Source organism: Pararobbsia alpina, assembly GCF_965118125.1.
In the GTDB taxonomy this organism is placed as follows: domain Bacteria; phylum Pseudomonadota; class Gammaproteobacteria; order Burkholderiales; family Burkholderiaceae; genus Pararobbsia; species Pararobbsia alpina_A.
Genome location: NZ_OZ221287.1, coordinates 2,373,173 through 2,392,238, shown reverse-complemented (window position 1 = coordinate 2,392,238; position 19,066 = coordinate 2,373,173). Strand labels below are relative to the sequence as shown.

At 62.6% G+C, this 19,066-nt stretch carries 19 protein-coding genes; 2 read left to right on the top strand and 17 right to left on the bottom strand.

Going from position 1 to position 19,066, the window contains the following annotated elements; all coding sequences use genetic code 11:
* Positions 1 to 2: 2 nt before the first annotated feature.
* From ACMFWR_RS10455 to ACMFWR_RS10415, 9 genes are all read right to left on the bottom strand, one after another.
* Positions 3 to 944 (bottom strand): 2-hydroxyacid dehydrogenase, encoded by a 942-nt coding sequence (locus tag ACMFWR_RS10455; RefSeq protein ID WP_413191608.1) that lies wholly within the window; start codon positions 942 to 944, stop codon positions 3 to 5.
* Between the two features lie 284 nt (positions 945 to 1,228).
* On the bottom strand, positions 1,229 to 2,776 hold the full coding sequence (locus ACMFWR_RS10450; protein WP_413191607.1) for a methyl-accepting chemotaxis protein: 1,548 nt from the start codon (positions 2,774 to 2,776) through the stop codon (positions 1,229 to 1,231).
* Positions 2,766 to 3,029, bottom strand: a complete 264-nt coding sequence (locus tag ACMFWR_RS10445; protein ID WP_413191606.1) for a hypothetical protein — start codon at positions 3,027 to 3,029, stop codon at positions 2,766 to 2,768. The genes ACMFWR_RS10450 and ACMFWR_RS10445 overlap by 11 nt, the downstream gene beginning before the upstream one ends.
* 55 nt (positions 3,030 to 3,084) lie before the next feature.
* Positions 3,085 to 4,449 carry an MFS transporter gene (locus ACMFWR_RS10440; RefSeq protein WP_413191605.1) on the bottom strand — a complete coding sequence of 455 codons (1,365 nt, stop codon included), beginning with the start codon at positions 4,447 to 4,449 and terminating at the stop codon, positions 3,085 to 3,087.
* A gap of 7 nt (positions 4,450 to 4,456) precedes the next feature.
* Positions 4,457 to 5,248, bottom strand: a complete 792-nt coding sequence (gene eutC, locus ACMFWR_RS10435; RefSeq protein WP_413191604.1) for an ethanolamine ammonia-lyase subunit EutC — start codon at positions 5,246 to 5,248, stop codon at positions 4,457 to 4,459.
* 122 nt (positions 5,249 to 5,370) lie between these two features.
* A complete protein-coding gene (locus ACMFWR_RS10430) occupies positions 5,371 to 6,789 on the bottom strand; it encodes an ethanolamine ammonia-lyase subunit EutB (RefSeq protein WP_413191603.1) in 1,419 nt (472 codons plus the stop codon).
* A gap of 88 nt (positions 6,790 to 6,877) precedes the next feature.
* On the bottom strand, positions 6,878 to 7,849 hold the full coding sequence (locus ACMFWR_RS10425; RefSeq protein WP_413191602.1) for a diguanylate cyclase: 972 nt from the start codon (positions 7,847 to 7,849) through the stop codon (positions 6,878 to 6,880).
* Between the two features lie 103 nt (positions 7,850 to 7,952).
* Entirely contained in the window at positions 7,953 to 8,960 is a 1,008-nt protein-coding gene (locus tag ACMFWR_RS10420; protein WP_413191601.1) for a LacI family DNA-binding transcriptional regulator, read from the bottom strand.
* A gap of 215 nt (positions 8,961 to 9,175) precedes the next feature.
* Positions 9,176 to 9,718 (bottom strand): response regulator, encoded by a 543-nt coding sequence (locus tag ACMFWR_RS10415; protein ID WP_413191600.1) that lies wholly within the window; start codon positions 9,716 to 9,718, stop codon positions 9,176 to 9,178.
* Positions 9,719 to 10,316: 598 nt separating this feature from the next.
* Here ACMFWR_RS10415 and ACMFWR_RS10410 point away from each other — a divergent pair.
* Positions 10,317 to 10,826 carry a hypothetical protein gene (locus ACMFWR_RS10410; RefSeq protein ID WP_413191599.1) on the top strand — a complete coding sequence of 170 codons (510 nt, stop codon included), beginning with the start codon at positions 10,317 to 10,319 and terminating at the stop codon, positions 10,824 to 10,826.
* 283 nt (positions 10,827 to 11,109) lie between these two features.
* The gene (locus ACMFWR_RS10405; protein WP_413191598.1) at positions 11,110 to 11,691 is read left to right on the top strand and encodes a YSC84-related protein; all 582 of its coding nucleotides are present in this window, start codon (positions 11,110 to 11,112) and stop codon (positions 11,689 to 11,691) included.
* Between the two features lie 136 nt (positions 11,692 to 11,827).
* Here ACMFWR_RS10405 and ACMFWR_RS10400 read toward each other — a convergent pair whose 3' ends face one another.
* From ACMFWR_RS10400 to mltG, 8 genes are all read right to left on the bottom strand, one after another.
* Complete coding sequence (locus ACMFWR_RS10400; RefSeq protein WP_413191597.1) at positions 11,828 to 12,898, bottom strand: glycosyltransferase family 4 protein; 1,071 nt, start codon at positions 12,896 to 12,898, stop codon at positions 11,828 to 11,830.
* A gap of 446 nt (positions 12,899 to 13,344) precedes the next feature.
* Complete coding sequence (locus ACMFWR_RS10395; protein ID WP_413191596.1) at positions 13,345 to 13,701, bottom strand: Rap1a/Tai family immunity protein; 357 nt, start codon at positions 13,699 to 13,701, stop codon at positions 13,345 to 13,347.
* Between the two features lie 256 nt (positions 13,702 to 13,957).
* Positions 13,958 to 14,695, bottom strand: coding sequence for an ankyrin repeat domain-containing protein (locus ACMFWR_RS10390; RefSeq protein WP_413191595.1), 738 nt, complete (start codon positions 14,693 to 14,695; stop codon positions 13,958 to 13,960).
* Positions 14,696 to 14,765: 70 nt separating this feature from the next.
* Positions 14,766 to 15,569, bottom strand: a complete 804-nt coding sequence (locus tag ACMFWR_RS10385) for a TatD family hydrolase (protein WP_413191594.1) — start codon at positions 15,567 to 15,569, stop codon at positions 14,766 to 14,768.
* A gap of 1 nt (position 15,570) precedes the next feature.
* The gene (locus ACMFWR_RS10380; RefSeq protein WP_413191593.1) at positions 15,571 to 16,071 is read right to left on the bottom strand and encodes an N-acetyltransferase family protein; all 501 of its coding nucleotides are present in this window, start codon (positions 16,069 to 16,071) and stop codon (positions 15,571 to 15,573) included.
* A 168-nt stretch (positions 16,072 to 16,239) separates the two neighbouring features.
* Positions 16,240 to 17,301 (bottom strand): DNA polymerase III subunit delta', encoded by a 1,062-nt coding sequence (locus ACMFWR_RS10375; protein WP_413191592.1) that lies wholly within the window; start codon positions 17,299 to 17,301, stop codon positions 16,240 to 16,242.
* A gap of 119 nt (positions 17,302 to 17,420) precedes the next feature.
* Complete coding sequence (tmk, locus tag ACMFWR_RS10370; RefSeq protein ID WP_413191591.1) at positions 17,421 to 18,047, bottom strand: dTMP kinase; 627 nt, start codon at positions 18,045 to 18,047, stop codon at positions 17,421 to 17,423.
* Positions 18,044 to 19,039, bottom strand: a complete 996-nt coding sequence (mltG, locus tag ACMFWR_RS10365; RefSeq protein WP_413191590.1) for an endolytic transglycosylase MltG — start codon at positions 19,037 to 19,039, stop codon at positions 18,044 to 18,046. Before mltG ends, tmk begins: the two co-directional genes overlap by 4 nt.
* Positions 19,040 to 19,066: the final 27 nt, after the last annotated feature.

Sequence of the window (19,066 nt, the reverse complement as noted above, 5' to 3'; positions counted from 1 at the left end):
GATCAATATCCGCGTACCCGGTCGACGATACCGCCGACCGTTTCGCCGCGTTCCATGGCGCGAATCTTTTCGGCGATCTGCTCGACGCTCTCGTCGAGCAACGTCAACGCAGACACATGCGGTGTGATCGAGATGCGCGGCTCACGCCAGAACGCGTGATTCGCGGGCAACGGCTCTTCGCCGAACACATCGAGCATCGCACCGGCCAGCTTGCCGCGCGAAATCGCGTCGATCAGGTCCGATTCGACGACGTGTGTGCCACGCGCAACGTTGACGAGATACGCGCCGTCCGCGAGTCCACCGAGTATGCGTTTGCCGATCAGACCGCGCGTCGACGGTGTACTCGGCAGCAGATTGACCAACATCTTCGCACCCTGAATGCAGGCGCTGATGGTGTCGTCACCGGCAAACGTCCTGACGCCTTCGAGCTGCTTTGCCGTGCGGCTCCATCCGCTGACAGGAAAGCCTGCGTTGGCGAGTGCAACTGCAACCGCGGACCCGAGTTGCCCGAGGCCGAGCACGGCAATCGGAAAATCGCCCGGACGGCGGGCTTTGAGCGGCGCCCAACGTCCCGCTGCACGCTGGCGTTCGTACTCATCGAAGCGACGCATATAGCGCAGGGCCGCGTACATGACGTACTCGACCATTTGCTCGGCCATGCCGGCGTCTTCGAGACGGATCAGGGGAACGGACTCGGCGAGCGCATCGGGCTCGCGACGCACCATATCGAGAATGGCATCGACACCCGCGCCGAGATTGAAAACCGCCTTGAGTCCCGCACGTCCGCGTAGCGCTTCCGCCGGTGGTTTCCAGACCGCTGCGTAGTGCGCAGGCGCATGATCGTTGGGCTGCCAGACCCGGCACTGAGCCTCGGGCAGCGCGCGCTGGAAGGCCTCCAGCCAACTGCGGGCTTCGTAGCCCGGCATGCAGAACAGCAAGTCCATGGAATCGGCCTCCGTATTGTTATCGGTGTGGGCTGGGGCGTCCGAATGCGTATCGACGAATGAACATCGACGAATAAGTATCGACGAATCAGTATCGACTTCGGAGACCAGCGTCGAGACACCGCAACGGTAACCGACATCGGGCGTGCCGGTCCAGCGAGCACGAACGTGCGAGACGCGTTGTGCGAAAGCCGTACGTACCGGATGGATCCTGCAGCTCAGTACCGAGACCTGAAGGGTGGCGGGCCGGACAAGCCGCCCGCCAGGCCGCGCATTCGTGCCTTTCAGTGTGCTGCGAGCCGGAAGCCGGCGACAGCGTCCTTCATCTGGCGTGTTTGCGTATGAAGCGAAGCGGCCGCGGCGGCAGCCTCTTCGACAAGCGCCGCGTTTTGCTGCGTCATGCTGTCCATCTGCGTGACGGCGACGTTGACCTGTTCAATGCCGGTGCGCTGCTCGATCGATGCGTTCGAGATCTCCGACATCCGCTCTGCAACGCGCGATATCGCAGTCGACACTTCGCTCATCGCCGAACCTGCGCGCTCGACCATTTCCGTGCCGCCGTTGATCTCGCTAACCGAGGCGCTGATCAGTGCTGCAATTTCTTTCGCCGATTGCGCCGAACGCTGTGCAAGATTGCGCACTTCGCCCGCCACGACAGCGAAGCCGCGTCCCTGCTCTCCTGCGCGCGCCGCTTCCACCGCCGCATTGAGCGCCAGAATATTGGTCTGGAACGCGATGCCGTCGATGACCGCGATAATGTCGCGAATCTTCTTCGAGCTGTCGGCGATCGCCTGCATGCGGTCCACCACCTGCCCGACGACTTCACCACCGCGTTGTGTGGCGAGCAGACCGTCTTCGACGAGGCGATGTGCTTCCTGAGCATGGTCGGCGTTTTGCTTGACCGTCGCCGTGAGCTCTTCCATGCTCGCCGCCGTTTGCTCGAGCGAGGCGGCCTGTTGCTCAGTGCGGGCCGACAGATCGGCGTTGCCCGTCGCGATTTCGTCGGCCCCGAGGTGAATCGACTCGGCCGATGTGCGAACCGTGCGCACCGTCGAGGCCACGCTCAATTGCATGGCGCGCAGCCCGGCAAACAAACGTCCGATTTCATTGTTGCCGCGTTCTTCGATCGATTCGCTGAGATTGCCCTGCTTGATCTGGTCGAAATGCACGCCGACCTCTTCGAGTGGCCGCACGATCAAAGCACGGGCCGCGAAGTGCATTGCAATGACACCGCCGACGAGCACGACCATGATCGTGATCGCCACGCCTTCGAATGCCTGGAACTGATGGTCGATCGCCTTCAGCGAGTCCGTACCGACCTGGTCGCCGTACGCCATGAAGTCGCGTTGTTTGGCCAGGAAGGCGTCCTGATACTTCTGCGTCGGCTGATCCAGAAACGCCTGAATGTTGCCGCCCGTCAGGAATTCGGCGAGTTCGGCGAGCGCGCCACGATAGACCTTGTAGTTTTCGGTCAGCGCCTGCGCGCGTGCGCGCGCCTCTTCCGATGTCTGCGCCGCCGACGTGAAACGTGCAAACGACGTGTCGGCCTTCGTCAGTTCATCGCGCGCATGCGCAATGATGTCAGTCGGTGCCGTGCCGCCGCGAACCATGCGCGTTCCCGCGCGCGACAGATTGATCCGCGCATCCATCAAATGCTGCGTCGTTTCGGCAACTGCATCGACCTGCGTAATCGCCACATCGGACAACGCACCGACATCATCGCGCGTCGTCGACAAAGACCAGAAACCCAATGCTTGTGTGACCAGTTGCATCACACAGAAAATCACGAGGACACCCAACAAGGCCGAGGCCAGCTTCACGTTACGCAACATCAGAATCCTTTTTTACAGCAAATTCGGGGAGACCGATCGGATAGACCGATGACCGACAGGAGCGCGCGATATACGCGCAGGACACCTGCGTTAACGGCAGCACGGCACGATGCTTGAGTGAATGTGCGGCGTCCTGGGCCGTGCGATGGGCGGCGTCATCGGTCTTGTGCGCCCGCCCGGCCTGAATAGTCGCGTGAGTGACGATTCGATGGGCAGTCAGGTCTTCGGTGCGTGCCGCATCGCGCTTCACCAAACCTTCACGGTTTGCTCACGGCACTGTCACGAAGCCGTCCGCGTGACGAGCGCGCCTAGGCCAGCACGGACGGATCGCCCTCGTCCGCCTTACCCCGGTCCGTCAGGCGCGGTACGCGCACGCACGCGACGATCAGCGCGGCGACACACGCCAGCGCGGACACAAAGATCGCGACGCTCGATGTCTCGCCATCGTGTGCGTTAAGCAATGCAGAGCAAATGACCGGGCTCACGCCACCACCGATCACGGCGCCGACGGCGGCGACCGACACACCGGAAAACCGAACGCGCGCCGAGTACATCGATGCAAACAGCCCGCCTTGCGGGCCATACATCAGAGGATGGATGACACCCAGCGCGACGACGACAGCCATCACGATTCCTGCCGGCGCGCGCGTCTCGAGGATCGCGAGAAATGGCCAGACGTAGGCACCACTGAGCAGCAAGCCGGCCACATAAAACCCCTTGCGTCCGAGACGGTCCGACAACGCGGCGGTCAGCGGAACCATGCACATGGCCACGGTAGCGCCACACACCACCGCGGTCAGGATGACCGGTCGCGGCAGTTTCAGATGCGCCGTTGCGTAGGCCACCGCAAAGACCAGCACAAATACCGACCAGCTGATTTCGCCAAGACGCGCCATCAACACGACGAAGACCTCACGCGGATGATGTCGCAGCAGTTGTGCGAGCGGAAACCGCTCGATCGCGCCGTGTGAGCGCATCGATTCGAAGGCCGGTGTTTCGGGGAGCCTCAAACGACAAGCGAGTCCGATGGCGACGAGCACGATGCTTGCAATAAACGGCAATCGCCAGCCCCACGCGAGGAACTGCGCTTCGGGAAGTTGCGTCACCAGCAGCAACGCCAGCGTCGACAGCACGACGCCGCCATAGCCGCCTGCATTGCTCAAACTGGCAAACACGCCTTCGTACCTCGGTGGCGCGCTCTCGAAGCCGAACACGATGGCACCGCTTTGCTCGCCCCCAATCGCAAAGCCCTGGACGATACGCAGCACAGTCAAAAGCACCGGCGCCCAGATGCCGATCGATTCGTACGTCGGCAGGAGTCCGACGAGCGTCGACGCAACACCCATGACGAGCAACGTCGCGATCAACAGCGCCTTTCGGCCGATGCGATCACCCAGATGCCCGCACAGCAATGCACCTGCTCCACGAGCGAAATAGCCGGCCGCATAGGTGCCGAGCGAGGCGAGCGTGCCGGCAACGGGATCGAGGTGCGGAAAGAAAATCTTGTTGAACACCAGCGCCGACGCGGTGCCGTACAACAGGAAATCGTATTGTTCGAGCGCCGTGCCGGCGAACGACGACAACACAACGCTGAATGAACGACGCGCTGATTGACGCGCCGAATGACCCGACGAATGACGCGAGTTAGGCGACGGTGGCGATTCGGTCTGCATGGTTTTGCTAAATGTTCGGGAGAAGACCGCTTTCGTCCTTGAGCGCGACCCCCGTGATACGGAGGTCGCGCGCTCGCATGAGCAGGTAGTGCAATTTATGCGCGGCCGTATCGTACCCGAGTCCTTCGGGCCTGACATTGGAGATGCAGTTGCGCTCCGCATCCGTGCGGCCGACGCGGGGATGCCAGGTCAGATAGATGCCCAGACTATCGGGCGAGCTGAGGCCCGGACGTTCGCCGATCAGCATGACGACGACATCGGCATTGAGACGCTCGCCGATGTCGTCGCCGAGCGCGACACGCGATTGCGTCGCAATGACGATGGGGCCGATCGACCAGTCATGCAGCCGTGGCAACACTTCTCCGAGCAAGGGCAGCGCATGCCGCTGAGGCGCGAATGCCGACAGTCCATCGGCGATCACGAAGAGGATGCGCGGCGCATCGGTGTCGGATCCGTCGGCCTGGGGTGACGACGCCGGGTTGCCGGCGCGGTACGCGTCGAGCGTCTCGGCGGCCGACGCATGCAACCTGCGCCCCAAATCAGGACGCAGCAGGTATTGCGCGCGGTCGGCCGCCGCGCTGCGAACGACGATCGACGGCAGATGCATGGCATCGAGCGCCGCGGACAGCAACGCCACATCGAGCGGGTGATGCACGGCATCGCGCGCTTGCGCATGCGCGAGTCCGAAATCAAGAACCGCCTCGGTCGGCAAGCTGTCACCGGCCCGGCCCAGCGCAATTCGCGCCCGAGTGAATTGACGAAGGTCGTGCCAGGGATTGCCAATCACATCCGTGCTCATCTAGCACCTCTTTGAACCGATCGGGGTCCTGCGGAGTAGGCTCTGACCAGGGTCGCCAATTTCCTGCCTGCTCCCCGTCTATTCCCTGCCTGTGTTCTGGCGACGCGCTGCGTACATCCGGCCTACTCGCGGTCAAGCAGCGCCTGGGCCGCCGGTAAAAGTGTTTGAGCAGATGGCACACGCTCGAGTCGGCCATCGTCCCGTGTGACGCCCATCTTCGCGAGCCACGCTTCGAACTCCGGCGCGCGTCCCAGTCCGAGTACGCGCCGCGCGTACAGCGCATCGTGAAACGACGTGCTTTGGTAGTTCAGCATGATGTCGTCAGCACCCGGCACACCCATCACGAAGTTGACGCCCGCCACGCAGAGCAATGTGAGCAGACTGTCCATATCGTCCTGGTCGGCGTCGGCGTGATTCGTGTAACAGATATCGCATCCCATCGGCACGCCGAGCAACTTGCCGCAGAAATGATCCTCGAGCCCCGCCCGGATGATCTGCTTGCCGTTATACAGATACTCGGGACCGATAAAGCCGACGACCGTATTGACGAGCAAGGGCCGAAACGCGCGCGCCACTGCATACGCACGCGCCTCGCACGTCTGCTGGTCGATGCCGTGATGCGCATTGGCGGACAGCGCGCTGCCCTGCCCGGTTTCGAAATACATCACGTTGTCGCCGACGGTGCCGCGCGCGAGCGACAGCGCGGCTTGATGCGCTTCACGCAGCAGCGCGAGATCGATGCCGAAGGCTGCGTTCGCCGCCTGTGTGCCCGCGATCGACTGAAACACCAGATCGACCGGCGCACGGCGCTCGATGGCTTCGAGCGTATTTGTCACATGCGTGAGTACACATGATTGCGTCGGCACGTCGTAGCGCTGGCGAAACGCCTCGATCATCTCGATGAGCGTCACGATGGCGGCCGGGCTGTCACTCGCGGGATTGATACCGATCACGGCATCGCCGCACCCATACAACAGACCGTCCAGCATCGACGCGGCAATGCCCTTCGGATCGTCGGTCGGGTGATTGGGTTGCAGTCGCACGGACAGGCGCCCGGGCAAGCCGATCGTATTGCGAAACCGTGTGACCACCCGGCATTTCTGCGCCGCGAGAATCAGGTCCTGGTTGCGCATGAGCTTCGACACGGCCGCGACCATCTCGGGTGTCAGGCCCGGCGCGATACGCGCGAGCGTAGCCGCGTCGGCTGCATCGCTCAACAGCCAGTTGCGGAAATCGCCCACGCACAGGTGGGCGATCTCGGCGAACGCGACAGGGTCGTGCGTATCGATGATGAAGCGGCTGATCTCGTCGTCTTCATACGGGATCAGCGGCTCCTCGAGAAATTGCGTGAGCGGAACATCGGCTAGCACGCTGCGCGCGAGCATGCGCTCCTCTTCCGATTCGGCTGCAAGGCCCGCCAGGGCGTCGCCCGACCGGAACGGTGTGGCCTTGGCCATGACCGTCTTCAGATCGCCGAAGACATAGCCGCGGCCATCGAGACTTGCCGAGTACGCACTCAGGTGTTTCGCCAGTTCGGTCATGTCGGCTCTCTGACTCAGACCTTTCGGTTATACCCCGCCAAATCGCGAAATGCACGGCATGCACTACCTACGCGACGATGCGTGCCCGCTATCGTTCGACCGAACGACGCGCCTGCTTGTTTTCGTACATCGATTTGTCGGCATCCGCGAGCAGCGCTTCGACATCCGGGCTGCCGCCCGGCACGTAGTCGATGACGCCGACGCTGTACGCGATCTTGTACTGCCGGTTCGATGTCGCGTTCAACGCTTCGACATTGTGGCGAAGCCGTTCGAGTGCTTCGTAAGCCGTATTGCTGCGCGTATTGCTCAGCAACACGACGAATTCGTCTCCGCCGAGGCGGCCCACGACGTCGGACTCGCGAAACGTCGTGCGCAACACCTCGCTGAAAGCGCTGAGCGCGGCATCGCCCTCGGCGTGGCCATACGTGTCGTTGATCTGCTTGAAGTGATCGAGATCGAAAAAGAACAGGGACGCGGGAAGCCCGAGTCGATGGCAACCCGCGAGGACATGCCGCGCGAGCGCTTCGAAACCGCGACGGTTCGAGAGTTGGGTCAGGTGATCCATCGTCGCGAGCTGAACAGCCGCAATCTCTTCCTCGGCCATCCGTGCGAGGTCATGGAGCAACGCGCGGTCATCGGTGCTCAGCTCGCGCGGCTTCACATCGAGCAGGCACAGCGTCCCGAGCTTCATATTGATCGGCACGGTCAGCGGACATCCCGCGTAGAAGCGGATCTGCGGTCCGCCCGTAACGAATGGATTGTCCGCGAAGCGCGGGTCCTCGAGCGCGTCGGGGACCTCCATGATGTCGTCGCTGTGAATCGCGTGGGCGCAAAACGACACATCGCGAGTCGTCTCAACGAGGTCGATGCCCTGCCGCGATTTGAACCACTGCCGGTCGACGTCGATCAGCGTGACGAGTGCCATGGGCACGTCGAACATGCGTTTGGCAAGCCTCGTCAGGCGGTCGAATCGCTCTTCGGGCGCGGTGTCGAGGATGCGCAGGGCATGGAGCCGCTCGACGCGCTCGGTTTCATTGGCGGGGATGGCTGGGACTTGCATGGAGACGCGTGATCGACCCTGGGTACGATGAAGTCTCAAACGTACCGTCGTCCACGCCCCGTGCCAAGTCCCATGGCCTGTTTTTTTCAGACTTTACAGTCGTTCAATTCGGGCGCGGGGGCGCCGTCGACTCGCGGACCTTGAGCTCCGGCGCGATGATCAGCCGGCGCGCCTCGCCATCGATATCCTTGGTCACACGCTCGATCAGGGTCTGCGCGGCGCGCTCGCCGAGCATGACGATCGACTGACCGACGGTGGTCAGCGCCGGATAGAAGTACCGGGACAGCTGGATATCGTCGAAGCCGATCACCGACAAATCGCGCGGCACAGACAGGCCGCGCTCGGCGGCGGCGCGTAGTGCGCCGAGCGCCATGACGTCGTTGGTCGCGAAGATGGCCGTAGGCTGGCGCCCCTCGAGCAGCGAGACGGCCGCCTCGTAGCCGCCCTGGCTCGTGTAGTCGCCCGCGATGAGCTGGCAGCCATCGACCTCGACCCCATGTTCCTCGAGCGCGCGCTCGAAGCCTCTGACGCGCGCTTCGCTCACGACCATGCGCGCCGGGCCGGATATGCATGCGATGCGCCGATGGCCGAGTTCGAGCAAGTGCCGGGCAGCGATATAGGCACCTTGCTCATGGTCGATCTGTACCAGGTCAGCCTGCACGCCCGGCACCTCACGATCGACGATGACCACGGGCAGATCCGTGCGTCCGAGCGCCTCGGCGAGCGTGTCTTCATCGCCCGCGGAGGCGACGATAAGTCCGTCGATGCGGCGTTCGATCATCACGCGCAGGTATTTGCGCTGCTTTTCGGGCTCGTCGTCCGAATTGCCGAGAATCACGCAGTAGCCGCGGCGTTCGCAATACGTCTCGATGCCGCGCGACATCTCGGCGAAATAGGGATTGGTATTGTTCGGCACGACCACACCGATCGTCGAGGTCGTTTTTGCCTTGAGGGAGCGCGCGACGGCGCTGGGCACGAAATTCAGCTCGCGAATGGCCGCTTCGACTTTTGCCCTGACCTCGCTGCTGACCGGACGCGTGTTGTTGACGACGTGCGAGACGGTCGTGAACGACACTCCGGCTCGCGCAGCAACGTCCTTGATGGTGGCCATGGAGTCTCGGAAAAAATTGCTTGGCGAGATTGTGGCGGCATTGGAAATCAAGTCAACTGCCGTCGTCGTGATTCACACGGTACGAAATCTTCAACAAGCTTTTAATTTCGAGATGATGTAGGCCCAATGAAACCCTGCCGTGTTTCAGCGATTGAATCCACGCACGTCCCATCGAGCGTCGACGCGCTCGTTTAACGATTGAGTCGTTCAACCGTTCAACGCATGCCGTCACGCCCTGCGCGCTCATCGAGGCGCATCGAAAGCAACTGAAGCAACTCGTCGATGTCGACCGGCTTGAGCCGGTAGTCATCGAACCCGGCCTGCCAGGCCCGGGCGATATCGTCGGCGGCGCCCAGGCCCGTCAAAGCGATCAGCAACGCGTCTCGCGTGAGCGGACTCTCGCGCAGTTTGCGGGCGACGTCGTAGCCGCTCATGCGCGGCATGGCGATATCGAGCAGGACGACGTGCGGACGGAATCGCTCGGCTTTTTCGATGGCGACCGCGCCGTCGAAGGCGATCTCGACGACATAGCCGGCGAAGTCGACGAGCATCGCGGTGCCCTCGCACGCATCGACGTTGTCGTCCACCACGAGCACGCGGTAGGCATCCCGGCGCGGCATCAACGATGCGGCGCCCGCGGCCTCGAGCGGGTCGATGGGTTGCCGCGGTTCAAATTCGCTACGGGGTGTATTTGCCGGACTCGATTTCAGCGCGTCCGGTCCGTGCGCCAAGGCGCCTTGCAAGACGATGGCGCTCATCGCCACGCCCTCACTGCCGCCCCGCGCGGCATGACGCGAAGCGGGCCACTGACCCAATGAGTGTTCATGCTCTCTCCCTACCCGGCTTCCGACCTCGACGTACCGGCGCGCTATCGATACACGACGCGAAAGTTCGCGCCGGGTGTGCACATCGTGCCCGCCGAGGCATAACAGCCGCTGGAATAAGCAAGAGCCATACCGAGGCGCGTGAAGCCTCGTGGGACGCGTGCCGGAGCGAAGTCGAATCCACTCGAATTCGCATCCAGGCATCGACAAATGCAGCCTGGACGGTGTCAAAGGCAGCGTGCTCGCGCTTTTCCGTCAGCCAGGGCGACCGACGGCGAAAACCTGACACGGATTCGACACAGCCGGGACGTCCCGGTCGTGACGCACACACGACAGTTATTTACACAACACGCGCAAGAATTACGTAACGACACGGAGGGTGGCGCACGGTCATTTCATTTATGATGGCTTCGCGCGGCCTGACTCCGGTCGGTGCGCGGCGGGCTTCGAAACCACGCCGCGTCACACGACGGCCCAATACGCCCCCGCGGGCATGCCGGCGCAAGTTGCCACATCACGCACGGAGACAGCGATGGCGACGAAGGCGGCACAAAATGCATCCGGCAACGGGGTCAAACGACCCGGACGCTGGTGGCGGCGCTGGGTCATCACCTGCCTTGTGTGGGCGGTGCCCGTGGTCGCGCTCGGCGTCAAGGAAATGGTCGCCGAGATGCTCTATGACTCAGCCGACATCCACGTCAGCCTGGATCGCTGGGTCCTCACCGATGCGCAACGCGCGTTACCTGAGGCCGTGCACTGCACCGGCGCGCTGGACGCCGCCCGCCAGGCCGGCTGCCCGGCTTCCATCGTCGACGCCAACGCCGCCCTGCGTGACGCGGCCGCCGCAGATCTCCACGTGCGCCGCACGGCGCAAATCATGGGTTTCTTCCAGGCGCTTGTCGTGTATTGGGTGATCCCGTGTGTGTTCATCCTCGCGGTCGGCCTCGTGCTCGGCCTGATCCGGCGCGCCCTGCGCAGGCCGGCGCCGGCCATGTCGGTCGGCCAGGCCGGGGCGACCGGGATCGACCGGCCGCGGACATGATCCGTCAGGGATCGGCTTTCCCACGCCGTCTCATTTTTCCGTTATCGCGCTAATAACGTAAAGAATTCAATTGTTTGGCAAGATCACCCTGCAAAGTCATACGACCCGGGTATAAATTACGGTCGTATCGAGGGTCGATTGTGCCGTCATTTTTTTGGCACGCGAAGTGCTTACCTCAAATCGACCGTAGATCGAAAGCGCCATTTCGTGTGCGATGTCGGCGACTGCGCCTCACTTGTCGATGGTTCGATGTTGTCAAGCACTCAACCCAACGGAGGTCACAATGCAAAGACGTGAGTTTGTCCTGAAGTCGGGCGTGGCGGTTGCCGCCCTGGCCGCTACGCTCGCGGGCTGCACAGCCAACAACAATTCGGGGAATGACGATCCGGCGGCCGAACGCCGCGCGATCAATTCGTCGGTGGATGACACCCTCTCGAAGCTCTATACGCAGGTCAGTGGCTCGCGTGAGCTCGTCTCACGTGCGCGCGGCGTGCTCGTGTTCCCGAACGTCGTCAAGGCCGGCCTGATCGTCGGCGGCGAATACGGCCGGGGCTCGTTGCGCGTGGCGGGCACAACGACGGGCTACTACAGCACGACAGCGGTGTCGGTGGGTCTTCAGGCCGGCGCGCAATCGAAGGCGCTGATCTTCCTGTTCATGACGCAGGACTCGCTGGACACGTTCCGCAATCGTGACGGATGGTCGGCCGGTGCCGATGCGTCGGTCGCGGTGCTCAAGCTCGGCGCCAACGGCGCGATCGACACGACAACGGCGACCGCGCCGGTCGAAGTCATCGTGCTGGCCAATGCGGGCCTGATGGCGGATCTGTCGGTCGACGGAACGAAGGTCACGAAGCTGAAGATCTGACGACGCGCACGTAAAAAAACCCGGTGCTGCCGTGCGCAGGACCGGGTTTTTTGTTGGGGCCGGGGTTTCGGATTGCTCCAGCATCCTCGGTCCCACGCTTACCGCGACGGTTTGAGCCTCATTCGAGGCCCGGACCTCACACGTTCGGCGCGCCGTCGACCACCTTGAAACGCGAACGCTTTTGCGCGCGGATCACCGAGTTGTAGGCATCGACATATTGCTCAGCCATACGACGCGACGTAAAGCGCGCTTCGAATTGCTGACGCACGCGCTCGCGCGAGATCGTGTTCAGGCGATTGACGGCAGCGACCGCGCCGATTTCATCCTCGACGACAAAGCCCGAGACGCCTTCATCGATCACTTCCGGCACCGAGCCGCGGTTGAACGCGATCACCGGCGTGCCGCATGCCATCGACTCGATCATCACCAGACCGAAAGGCTCCGGCCAGTCGATCGGGAACAACAGTGCGTGCGCGCCCGACAGGAATTGCGCCTTGTCCTTGTCCGCGATTTCGCCGATGTACTCCACATGCGGCAACGAGAACATCGGCTTGATTTCGTTTTCGAAGTATTCACGGTCAGCCGCGTCGATCTTGGCGGCGATCTTGATCTTCATGCCGCACTTGCCGGCGATGCGGATCGCGGTGTCGACACGCTTTTCCGGCGAAATACGGCCCAGGAAAGCCAGATACTTCTGCTCGACCGGTTGCGGCGTGTAGAGCTTCTCGGGCAGGCCGTGATAGACCGTCGTCAGCCATTTCGCTTGCGGCAGCGGATGACGCTGGTTGTCGGAGATCGACACGACCGCCGCATTGTTGAACACGTCGAACACCGGCTGCTGTTCCGGCAGGTCGAGGCGGCCGTGCAAGGTCGTGATGAACGGCGTGTCCTGGCGACCGAACAGCGAGAACGAGTAGTAATCCATGTGGAAATGGAGCACGTCGAACTGATCCGCGGCACGGCGCACGCGCTCCATCAGCAGCATGTGCGGTGCGATCCGATCGCGAATACCCGGGTCGAGGCGCAGCGCGCGCGGCCATACGGGTTCGAGCTTCGCGCTCGTTTGCGAATCGCCGCTCGCGAACAGCGTGACGTCGTGGCCCAGGTCGACGAGCGCTTCGGTGATGTACGACACGACGCGCTCGGTGCCACCATAAAGCTTGGGCGGAACGGACTCGGTCAGCGGCGCAACTTGCGCGATTCTCATTGCTTTGTCTCCTGTCAGGCCGGCCAGCCTGGATCGCTCGCCGAATAAAAAAGTGCGCCATTATCTCTGAACACGCGAGCCATCGCGCGTTTTTCAAGACAATGACAAACCCGCAGCGGTTCTCTCGAACCGGCTGCGGGTGGCTTACAGTTCTTACGTGGACGTCCAACGCCGCACCCGCGCGGCCGGTTGACCGGCGATTGCGCGGCGAACGGGCGAACGAATGTCGGGTGTCGTCGGGGTGGAGTGAGCGATTTTCGTGCCCGGCCGGACGGATTGCCCTGTCCGATCGCTGTCCGATTGCCATCCGGCCGGCGATGACTCGCCTCTGCGGCGCGTCGCCTGACGACAGGCGACGGCCGTCAGGCTGGGCGAAACGGGGAACGAAACGTGACGGGAAACGCGATCTGAAATGTGACGCGGCGAAACGGGCAAACCGGGGAGCCTTACGGCTCCGCGCGGCACGCGTATGTGGCGCCCAGTCCCAGCGCCACCACGGTACTGGCGTTGTAGTCGAGCTTGTCACCGTTTGCGGCAGCCCATTTGCGCACGGCGCTGGTCATGTCTTCAGGCGTGGTGCCGCCGGGCAGGCAGAAATATTGGCCCACGCGCGGTCCGGTCGTGCCCCCGATCGCCTCGATCGTGTTGTAAGCACCGTCTGCGGCGCCTTCGATATAGGCCTGGCAGGCGCTCTTGGACGGCACATCCGTCCGGTTGCAGAGCTTGATCAGGTCGGCCCCGTTGAAAGCGGCTGCCGTCAGCGGCAGACCGAGCGCACACGCGCAGAGCAAAGCCCGCAGCATGGTTGTTCCTTTCGTATTCGTATTTGGCTGTGTATGGGCCATCGCCCTGTTTTCGGCTTGCATCGTCGCGTCCCCGTTTCCCTCGCCGCCGACCCTCGCTTGCCGGTCGCCGTTGTACTTCAAGGCGTTTTCATTCTGCCTGACCCACTGCGAGCCCCCCGGCCCGAATCCAGTCGGTCGATGATGCAGCACAACGGCACGGGCACAACGTGGCGATTCCGACCGAACCTGCCACGTCACCCATCGCCGCCGTGAGTTACTTCGATGCCGCCGCCGACGCGCCTGAAGCCGGCGCACTTCGCGCCGCTTCGACGTTCGCAATGCGCTTGCCCAGGCCATCGGCAATATCGCGGTGATTGTAGCGTTTGGCGATATCGGCCGCATTGAGTCCGAGCTGATTTTTAATCGTCGGATCGGCACCTTCGTCGAGCAATAGCTTCAGCGTCGTGTCGTGACCTGCCGCGGCTGCCATCATAAGCGGCGTCGAGCCATTCGGCGATGCCGCGTCAATATACGCGGAATGATCGAGCAAGACCTTGACAATCTCGTCGTCCCCCGCGCTGGCGGCGTAGTGCAGCGGCGACCAGCCCTTCTTGTTCACTTCGGCGTCCTTCGCGAGCAGCGTCTGGACCATCGGCATGTCCTGATTGATCGCGGCCATCATCAGCGCGTTTTCGCCGGCGGGGTCCACCGCTTCAAGATCGACGTCGGGATTCTCGACCAGCATCTTGACCGTGTTGTCTGCCTTGTAGCGCGCGGCATACACAATGAGGGGCACGCCGTGCGATTCCATCACGTTCGGGCTCTCGCCACCCTTGATCAGGTCCTTGACCTTGTCGGCGTAGTCGAGCTGCACCGCGCGAAACATCGCGGCACTCATTTCGGGCTGCTTGGCACCGGCCGGCGCCGATGCGGCAGGCTGTGCGATCGAAACCGATACCGACGTGGCGCCCGCCAGCAGGCAGGCCATGGACAGTGTGCGAATCAACTTCATGCAGTTCCTTAAATTATTTTAACAACCGCCTGATTAAAAAGCGAATTGCGCTAGCTAACCGAGTCAATGATCAGATCGGATTCGACGCCTGGACCGGCGTAGCGCTCGAAAACAGGCGGAAAAAGTTGTCCGTCGTCGCCTGACCCAGGTCCGCTTCGTCGATGCCGCGCAACTGCGCGATGAAGCGTCCGACATGGCTGACGTGCGCAGGTTCATTGGTTTTGCCGCGATATGGCACCGGCGCAAGGTACGGCGAGTCGGTCTCGATCAGCAAACGCTCGAGCGGCACCCGTTGCGCAACGTCCTGGACGTCGGTCGCGCTTTTGAAAGTCACGATGCCCGAGAGCGAAATGTGGAAGTTGAGCGCGAGCGCGCGCTGAGCCACGTCCCACGGCTCCGTGAAGCAGTGCATGACGCCGCCGACGGCATCGGCACCCTCTTCGCGCATCAGCCGGATCGTGTCGTCGGACGCCGCGCGCGTATGGATGATCAGCGGCTTGCCGGTTTGACGGGATGCGCGGATATGCACGCGAAACCGCTCGCGCTGCCACTCCATATCGGCGATCGAACGGCCTTCGAGGCGGTAGTAGTCGAGACCGGTTTCGCCGATCGCGACGACTTTGGGATGGTCGGCGAGTTCGACGAGTTCGGCCACGCTCGGCTCCCTGACCTGCTCATGGTCCGGGTGCACGCCCACCGAGGCGAACAGATTCGCGTGCTGTTCGGCGAGCCGCAACACGTCGGGAAAGGTTTCAAGGTCGACGCAGGCGATCAGCGCGTGGCTCACGTGTTGATCGCGCATATGGTCGAGCAACTCGGGCAGGCGCTCGACCAGTCCTTCGAAGTAGATGTGGCAATGGGAATCGACAAACATATCAGTCCTTGAGCCGCAGGCCGAGGATCACGAGATCGCGCTCGATCCCGTCGAGGTTCGCCACGCGCGGCAGCACGCCCCAGTCCGTAAAGCCGAAACGGCGGAACAATTTGAGGCTCGGCTCATTGTGGCCGAAGATAAATCCCAGCGCGCTTTTGACGCCGAGCGACGGCGCCACCTCGAGCGCGTGCGCCAGCATGGCCTTGCCATAGCCTTTGCCGCGCGTGCTTTCGCCGAGGTAGATGCTGATCTCGGACGTGCCGTTATAGGCCGGACGGCCATAGAAATCCGAGAAGCTGAGCCAACCGACCAGTTGGCCGTCGTCGTAGGCCATCCAGAGCGGGCGCCGCTCGGGCGAGTGCGCGTCGAACCATTCGTGACGGCTCTCGACCGACACCGGTTCGAGATCGGCGGTCACCAGTCGCGAAGCGATCGTCGTGTTGTAGATGGCGACGATGGCCGGCAGGTCATCGCGGGTCGCATTGCGGAAGGTCAGGTTCATCGGGCAATCAGCAGGCTTGAGTCGGTTGAATCGGATGAGTCGGTTAAATCGGTTGCGTCGTTGAATCGGTTGCGTCGTTGAATCGGTTGCGTTGGTTGCATTGGTTGAAGCAGTGGACTCGGCTTAGCCCGCCGAGTACGTTGCGTCCGTTGCTTCCGTTGCGTTGGGTCAGCGGGCCTCAAACAACGCACGATAACCGGCAAACAAAGACTCGAATACGAGCCGCGAGTTCAGCGGATGATTTTCGACGGCGCGCTGACTCACGACGGTGCGCCAGTATGCCGCCAGCGCCACGGGATCCACCGCGGCTGCGCACCGCTCGATGGCCTTGCCGGCATCAGGAAAGTATCGTGCGCGACCCGCACTCTGCTGGGCCATCACGTCATACAGCCAGCGCTGCAGCCATCCGAGCACGAGCGGCACCGCGGTCTTCTGCAGCGTCTCGCCGCACGCGAATGCGTCACAGCCGGGCCCGGCTGCGAGCTGCTGCAGCGTAAAGCGACGCAGTGCCGCATGCTCCGGATCCCGTGCGATGTCGAGCGCGAGCAACGGGGCACCCCCGGCTTCGGCCAGCGCTTGCGCCGCCGCCTTCTCGCCGCCTTCGATGCCTTGCGCGGACAGCCACTCGTTCGACACAGCCGGCTCGGGCGTCGTCAGGGCCCATTGGCGACATCGACTGATCACCGTCGGCAACAGGCGGTCGAGCCGCTGCGTGACAAGCAAAAAGCGCACGCTGGACGCGGGTTCCTCGAGCGTCTTGAGCAGCGCATTGGCAGCCGCGACGTTCAGCGCCTCGGCCGGATAGAGCAGCACCACGCGCACGCCACCCCGATGCGACGCAAGAGAGCAGAAATCGAGCAACGAACGCACCTGCTCGATCTTGATTTCCTTGCTGAGCGTCTTGGTCTTCTTACCGTCCTTGTCGTCCGAGGCGTCACCGCCTGCATCGCCGGCTGCCGCAGCCGCACCGGGATTGTCCGCGGCCATGCTCTCGGGGCACACCACGCGAAAGTCGGGATGGTTGCCCTGTGAAAACCAGGTGCACGCGACGCAATGACCGCAAGGCTGTCCATCCTCGAGCGGCGATTCGCAAAGCAGGCCCTTTGCGAGATGGCGCGCGAAGTCGACCTTGCCGGTGCCCGCCAGCCCGTGAAACAGCAGGGCATGCGGCCAGTTCGGCTTGAGCGCCTGAACCCGGCTCCAGTCATCGACTTGCCAAGGATAGATCATGAATTCACTGTTAAATCAATTAATTAGAAAATAAATATGATGTGAAAAGCGAGTTTTTGGTCAGACCAAAAGCATTTTTCACGTCGATTATTATTAAAATAACTATTTATGATTAAAAATCAAATACTTGAAACAATATCTTTAAGTTTCACGCGAATATTTTCAATCGACTGCGTCGCGTCAATGATCGCAAATCGCCGGGGCGCCTCGGCAGCCCGGCGCAGATATTCGTCGCGGGTTCGCGTGAAGAATCCGTCCGATTCACGTTCGAACTTGTCAGGCTCACGCGCAGCACCGCGGCGCTCGCTCGCGGTCTGCGTCGGTACGTCGAAGAGCAGCGTCACGTCGGGTTCAAGCCCCTCCTGAACCCAGCGCTCGAGTGTGGCCAGCTTGTCGAGTGACAGGCCCCGTCCACCGCCCTGATAGGCAAACGTTGCGTCGGTAAAGCGATCGCACAACACCCAGTCGCCCCGGCTGAGCGCGGGCTCGATCACGGTTGCGATATGTTCGCGGCGCGCCGCGAACATCAGCAGCGCCTCCGTCTCGAGATGCATGGGCTCGTGCAACAGAATCTGGCGCAGCGACTCGCCGAGCGAAGTGCCGCCAGGCTCGCGTGTCATGACGACCGACGCGCCAGCCGGCACACGCGAGCGCTCGAGCTGCTCACGGAACCACTCGAGGTGCGTCGTCTTGCCGGCCCCGTCGATGCCCTCGAATGTGATGAACTTGCCGCGTGCCTGCGTCATTGCTTACCCCGGATGTATTTATCGACGGCGCGATTGTGTTCGCCGAGACTTTCTGAAAACTCGCTGTGCCCGTCGCCGCGCGATACAAAATAGAGCGCATTGCTTTGGGCCGGATTCACGGCCGCCATCAGCGACGGCATGCCCGGCAGCGCAATCGGCGTCGGCGGCAGACCCGGGTGCATATAGGTGTTGTAAGGCGTGTCGGTCTGCAGGTCATGCTTGTGCAGATGGCCGTCGTAGGCCGCGCCCATGCCGTAGATCACGCTCGGATCGGTTTGCAGCGGCATGCCCTTTTTGAGCCGGTTCGAAAAGACCGCCGATACCAGGCTGCGATCGGCTTTCACGCCCGTCTCCTTCTCCACGAGCGACGCCATGATCAACGCTTCGTACGGCGTCTGGAACGCGAGGTCGGGCGCGCGCGCGGCCCAGGCCTGGGCGAGCCGGTCATGGCCCTCCTTGTAGGCACGCTTGAACACCGACAGGTCGCTCTCACCCTTGTCGAACAGGTAGGTGTCGGGGAAGAACAAGCCTTCGGCCTGCGTCTCGGGCACGCCGATCGCCGTGAGCAATTCGGCATCCGACATGCTCGCCGTGTCATGCTCGAGCGCGGGGCTGACATTCAGTTCGGCGCGCATGTGCGCAAACGTCCAGCCCTCGACGATCGTCACGGCGAACTGATTCACGTCGCCGCGCGCGATCTTGAGCAGGACCTGATACGGCGTCACGCCGTTCGAGAATTCGTAGTTGCCGGACTTGAGCGCCGTCGTCATGCGCAAGCCACGGGCCATCAGCTCGAAAAGCCAATGGTTGAGCGGCACACCGCCGGTCTCGAGTTGTTCCGATACGCTGCGCGTCGAACTGTGCGGGCGGATCGTCACATCGAGCGGACTCGTTGCGAAGCTCAGCGGCCGGTTGGCCCAATAGTAAAAAGCGCCCCCCGCCGCGGCGACCAGCACAAGCGCGGCGATCAGCAGGTTTCGAAGAAAGGACATGCGACTGAAGGGGTTTCCGAACGGCCC

Excerpts from the sequence above, each read along its gene's own strand:
- ACMFWR_RS10405 (WP_413191598.1), top strand. The coding sequence starts at position 11,110 with ATGCAAAGACGTGAGTTTGTCCTGAAGTCGGGCGTGGCGGTTGCCGCC.
- ACMFWR_RS10390 (WP_413191595.1), bottom strand. The coding sequence starts at position 14,695 with ATGAAGTTGATTCGCACACTGTCCATGGCCTGCCTGCTGGCGGGCGCC.
- mltG (WP_413191590.1), bottom strand. The coding sequence starts at position 19,039 with ATGTCCTTTCTTCGAAACCTGCTGATCGCCGCGCTTGTGCTGGTCGCC.
- ACMFWR_RS10395 (WP_413191596.1), bottom strand. The coding sequence starts at position 13,701 with ATGCTGCGGGCTTTGCTCTGCGCGTGTGCGCTCGGTCTGCCGCTGACG.
- ACMFWR_RS10400 (WP_413191597.1), bottom strand. The coding sequence starts at position 12,898 with ATGAGAATCGCGCAAGTTGCGCCGCTGACCGAGTCCGTTCCGCCCAAG.
- ACMFWR_RS10455 (WP_413191608.1), bottom strand. The coding sequence starts at position 944 with ATGGACTTGCTGTTCTGCATGCCGGGCTACGAAGCCCGCAGTTGGCTG.
- ACMFWR_RS10450 (WP_413191607.1), bottom strand. The coding sequence starts at position 2,776 with ATGTTGCGTAACGTGAAGCTGGCCTCGGCCTTGTTGGGTGTCCTCGTG.
- ACMFWR_RS10425 (WP_413191602.1), bottom strand. The coding sequence starts at position 7,849 with ATGCAAGTCCCAGCCATCCCCGCCAATGAAACCGAGCGCGTCGAGCGG.
- ACMFWR_RS10415 (WP_413191600.1), bottom strand. The coding sequence starts at position 9,718 with ATGAGCGCCATCGTCTTGCAAGGCGCCTTGGCGCACGGACCGGACGCG.
- eutC (WP_413191604.1), bottom strand. The coding sequence starts at position 5,248 with ATGAGCACGGATGTGATTGGCAATCCCTGGCACGACCTTCGTCAATTC.
- ACMFWR_RS10375 (WP_413191592.1), bottom strand. The coding sequence starts at position 17,301 with ATGATCTATCCTTGGCAAGTCGATGACTGGAGCCGGGTTCAGGCGCTC.
- ACMFWR_RS10385 (WP_413191594.1), bottom strand. The coding sequence starts at position 15,569 with ATGTTTGTCGATTCCCATTGCCACATCTACTTCGAAGGACTGGTCGAG.
- ACMFWR_RS10380 (WP_413191593.1), bottom strand. The coding sequence starts at position 16,071 with ATGAACCTGACCTTCCGCAATGCGACCCGCGATGACCTGCCGGCCATC.
- ACMFWR_RS10430 (WP_413191603.1), bottom strand. The coding sequence starts at position 6,789 with ATGACCGAACTGGCGAAACACCTGAGTGCGTACTCGGCAAGTCTCGAT.
- ACMFWR_RS10410 (WP_413191599.1), top strand. The coding sequence starts at position 10,317 with ATGGCGACGAAGGCGGCACAAAATGCATCCGGCAACGGGGTCAAACGA.
- tmk (WP_413191591.1), bottom strand. The coding sequence starts at position 18,047 with ATGACGCAGGCACGCGGCAAGTTCATCACATTCGAGGGCATCGACGGG.
- ACMFWR_RS10420 (WP_413191601.1), bottom strand. The coding sequence starts at position 8,960 with ATGGCCACCATCAAGGACGTTGCTGCGCGAGCCGGAGTGTCGTTCACG.
- ACMFWR_RS10440 (WP_413191605.1), bottom strand. The coding sequence starts at position 4,449 with ATGCAGACCGAATCGCCACCGTCGCCTAACTCGCGTCATTCGTCGGGT.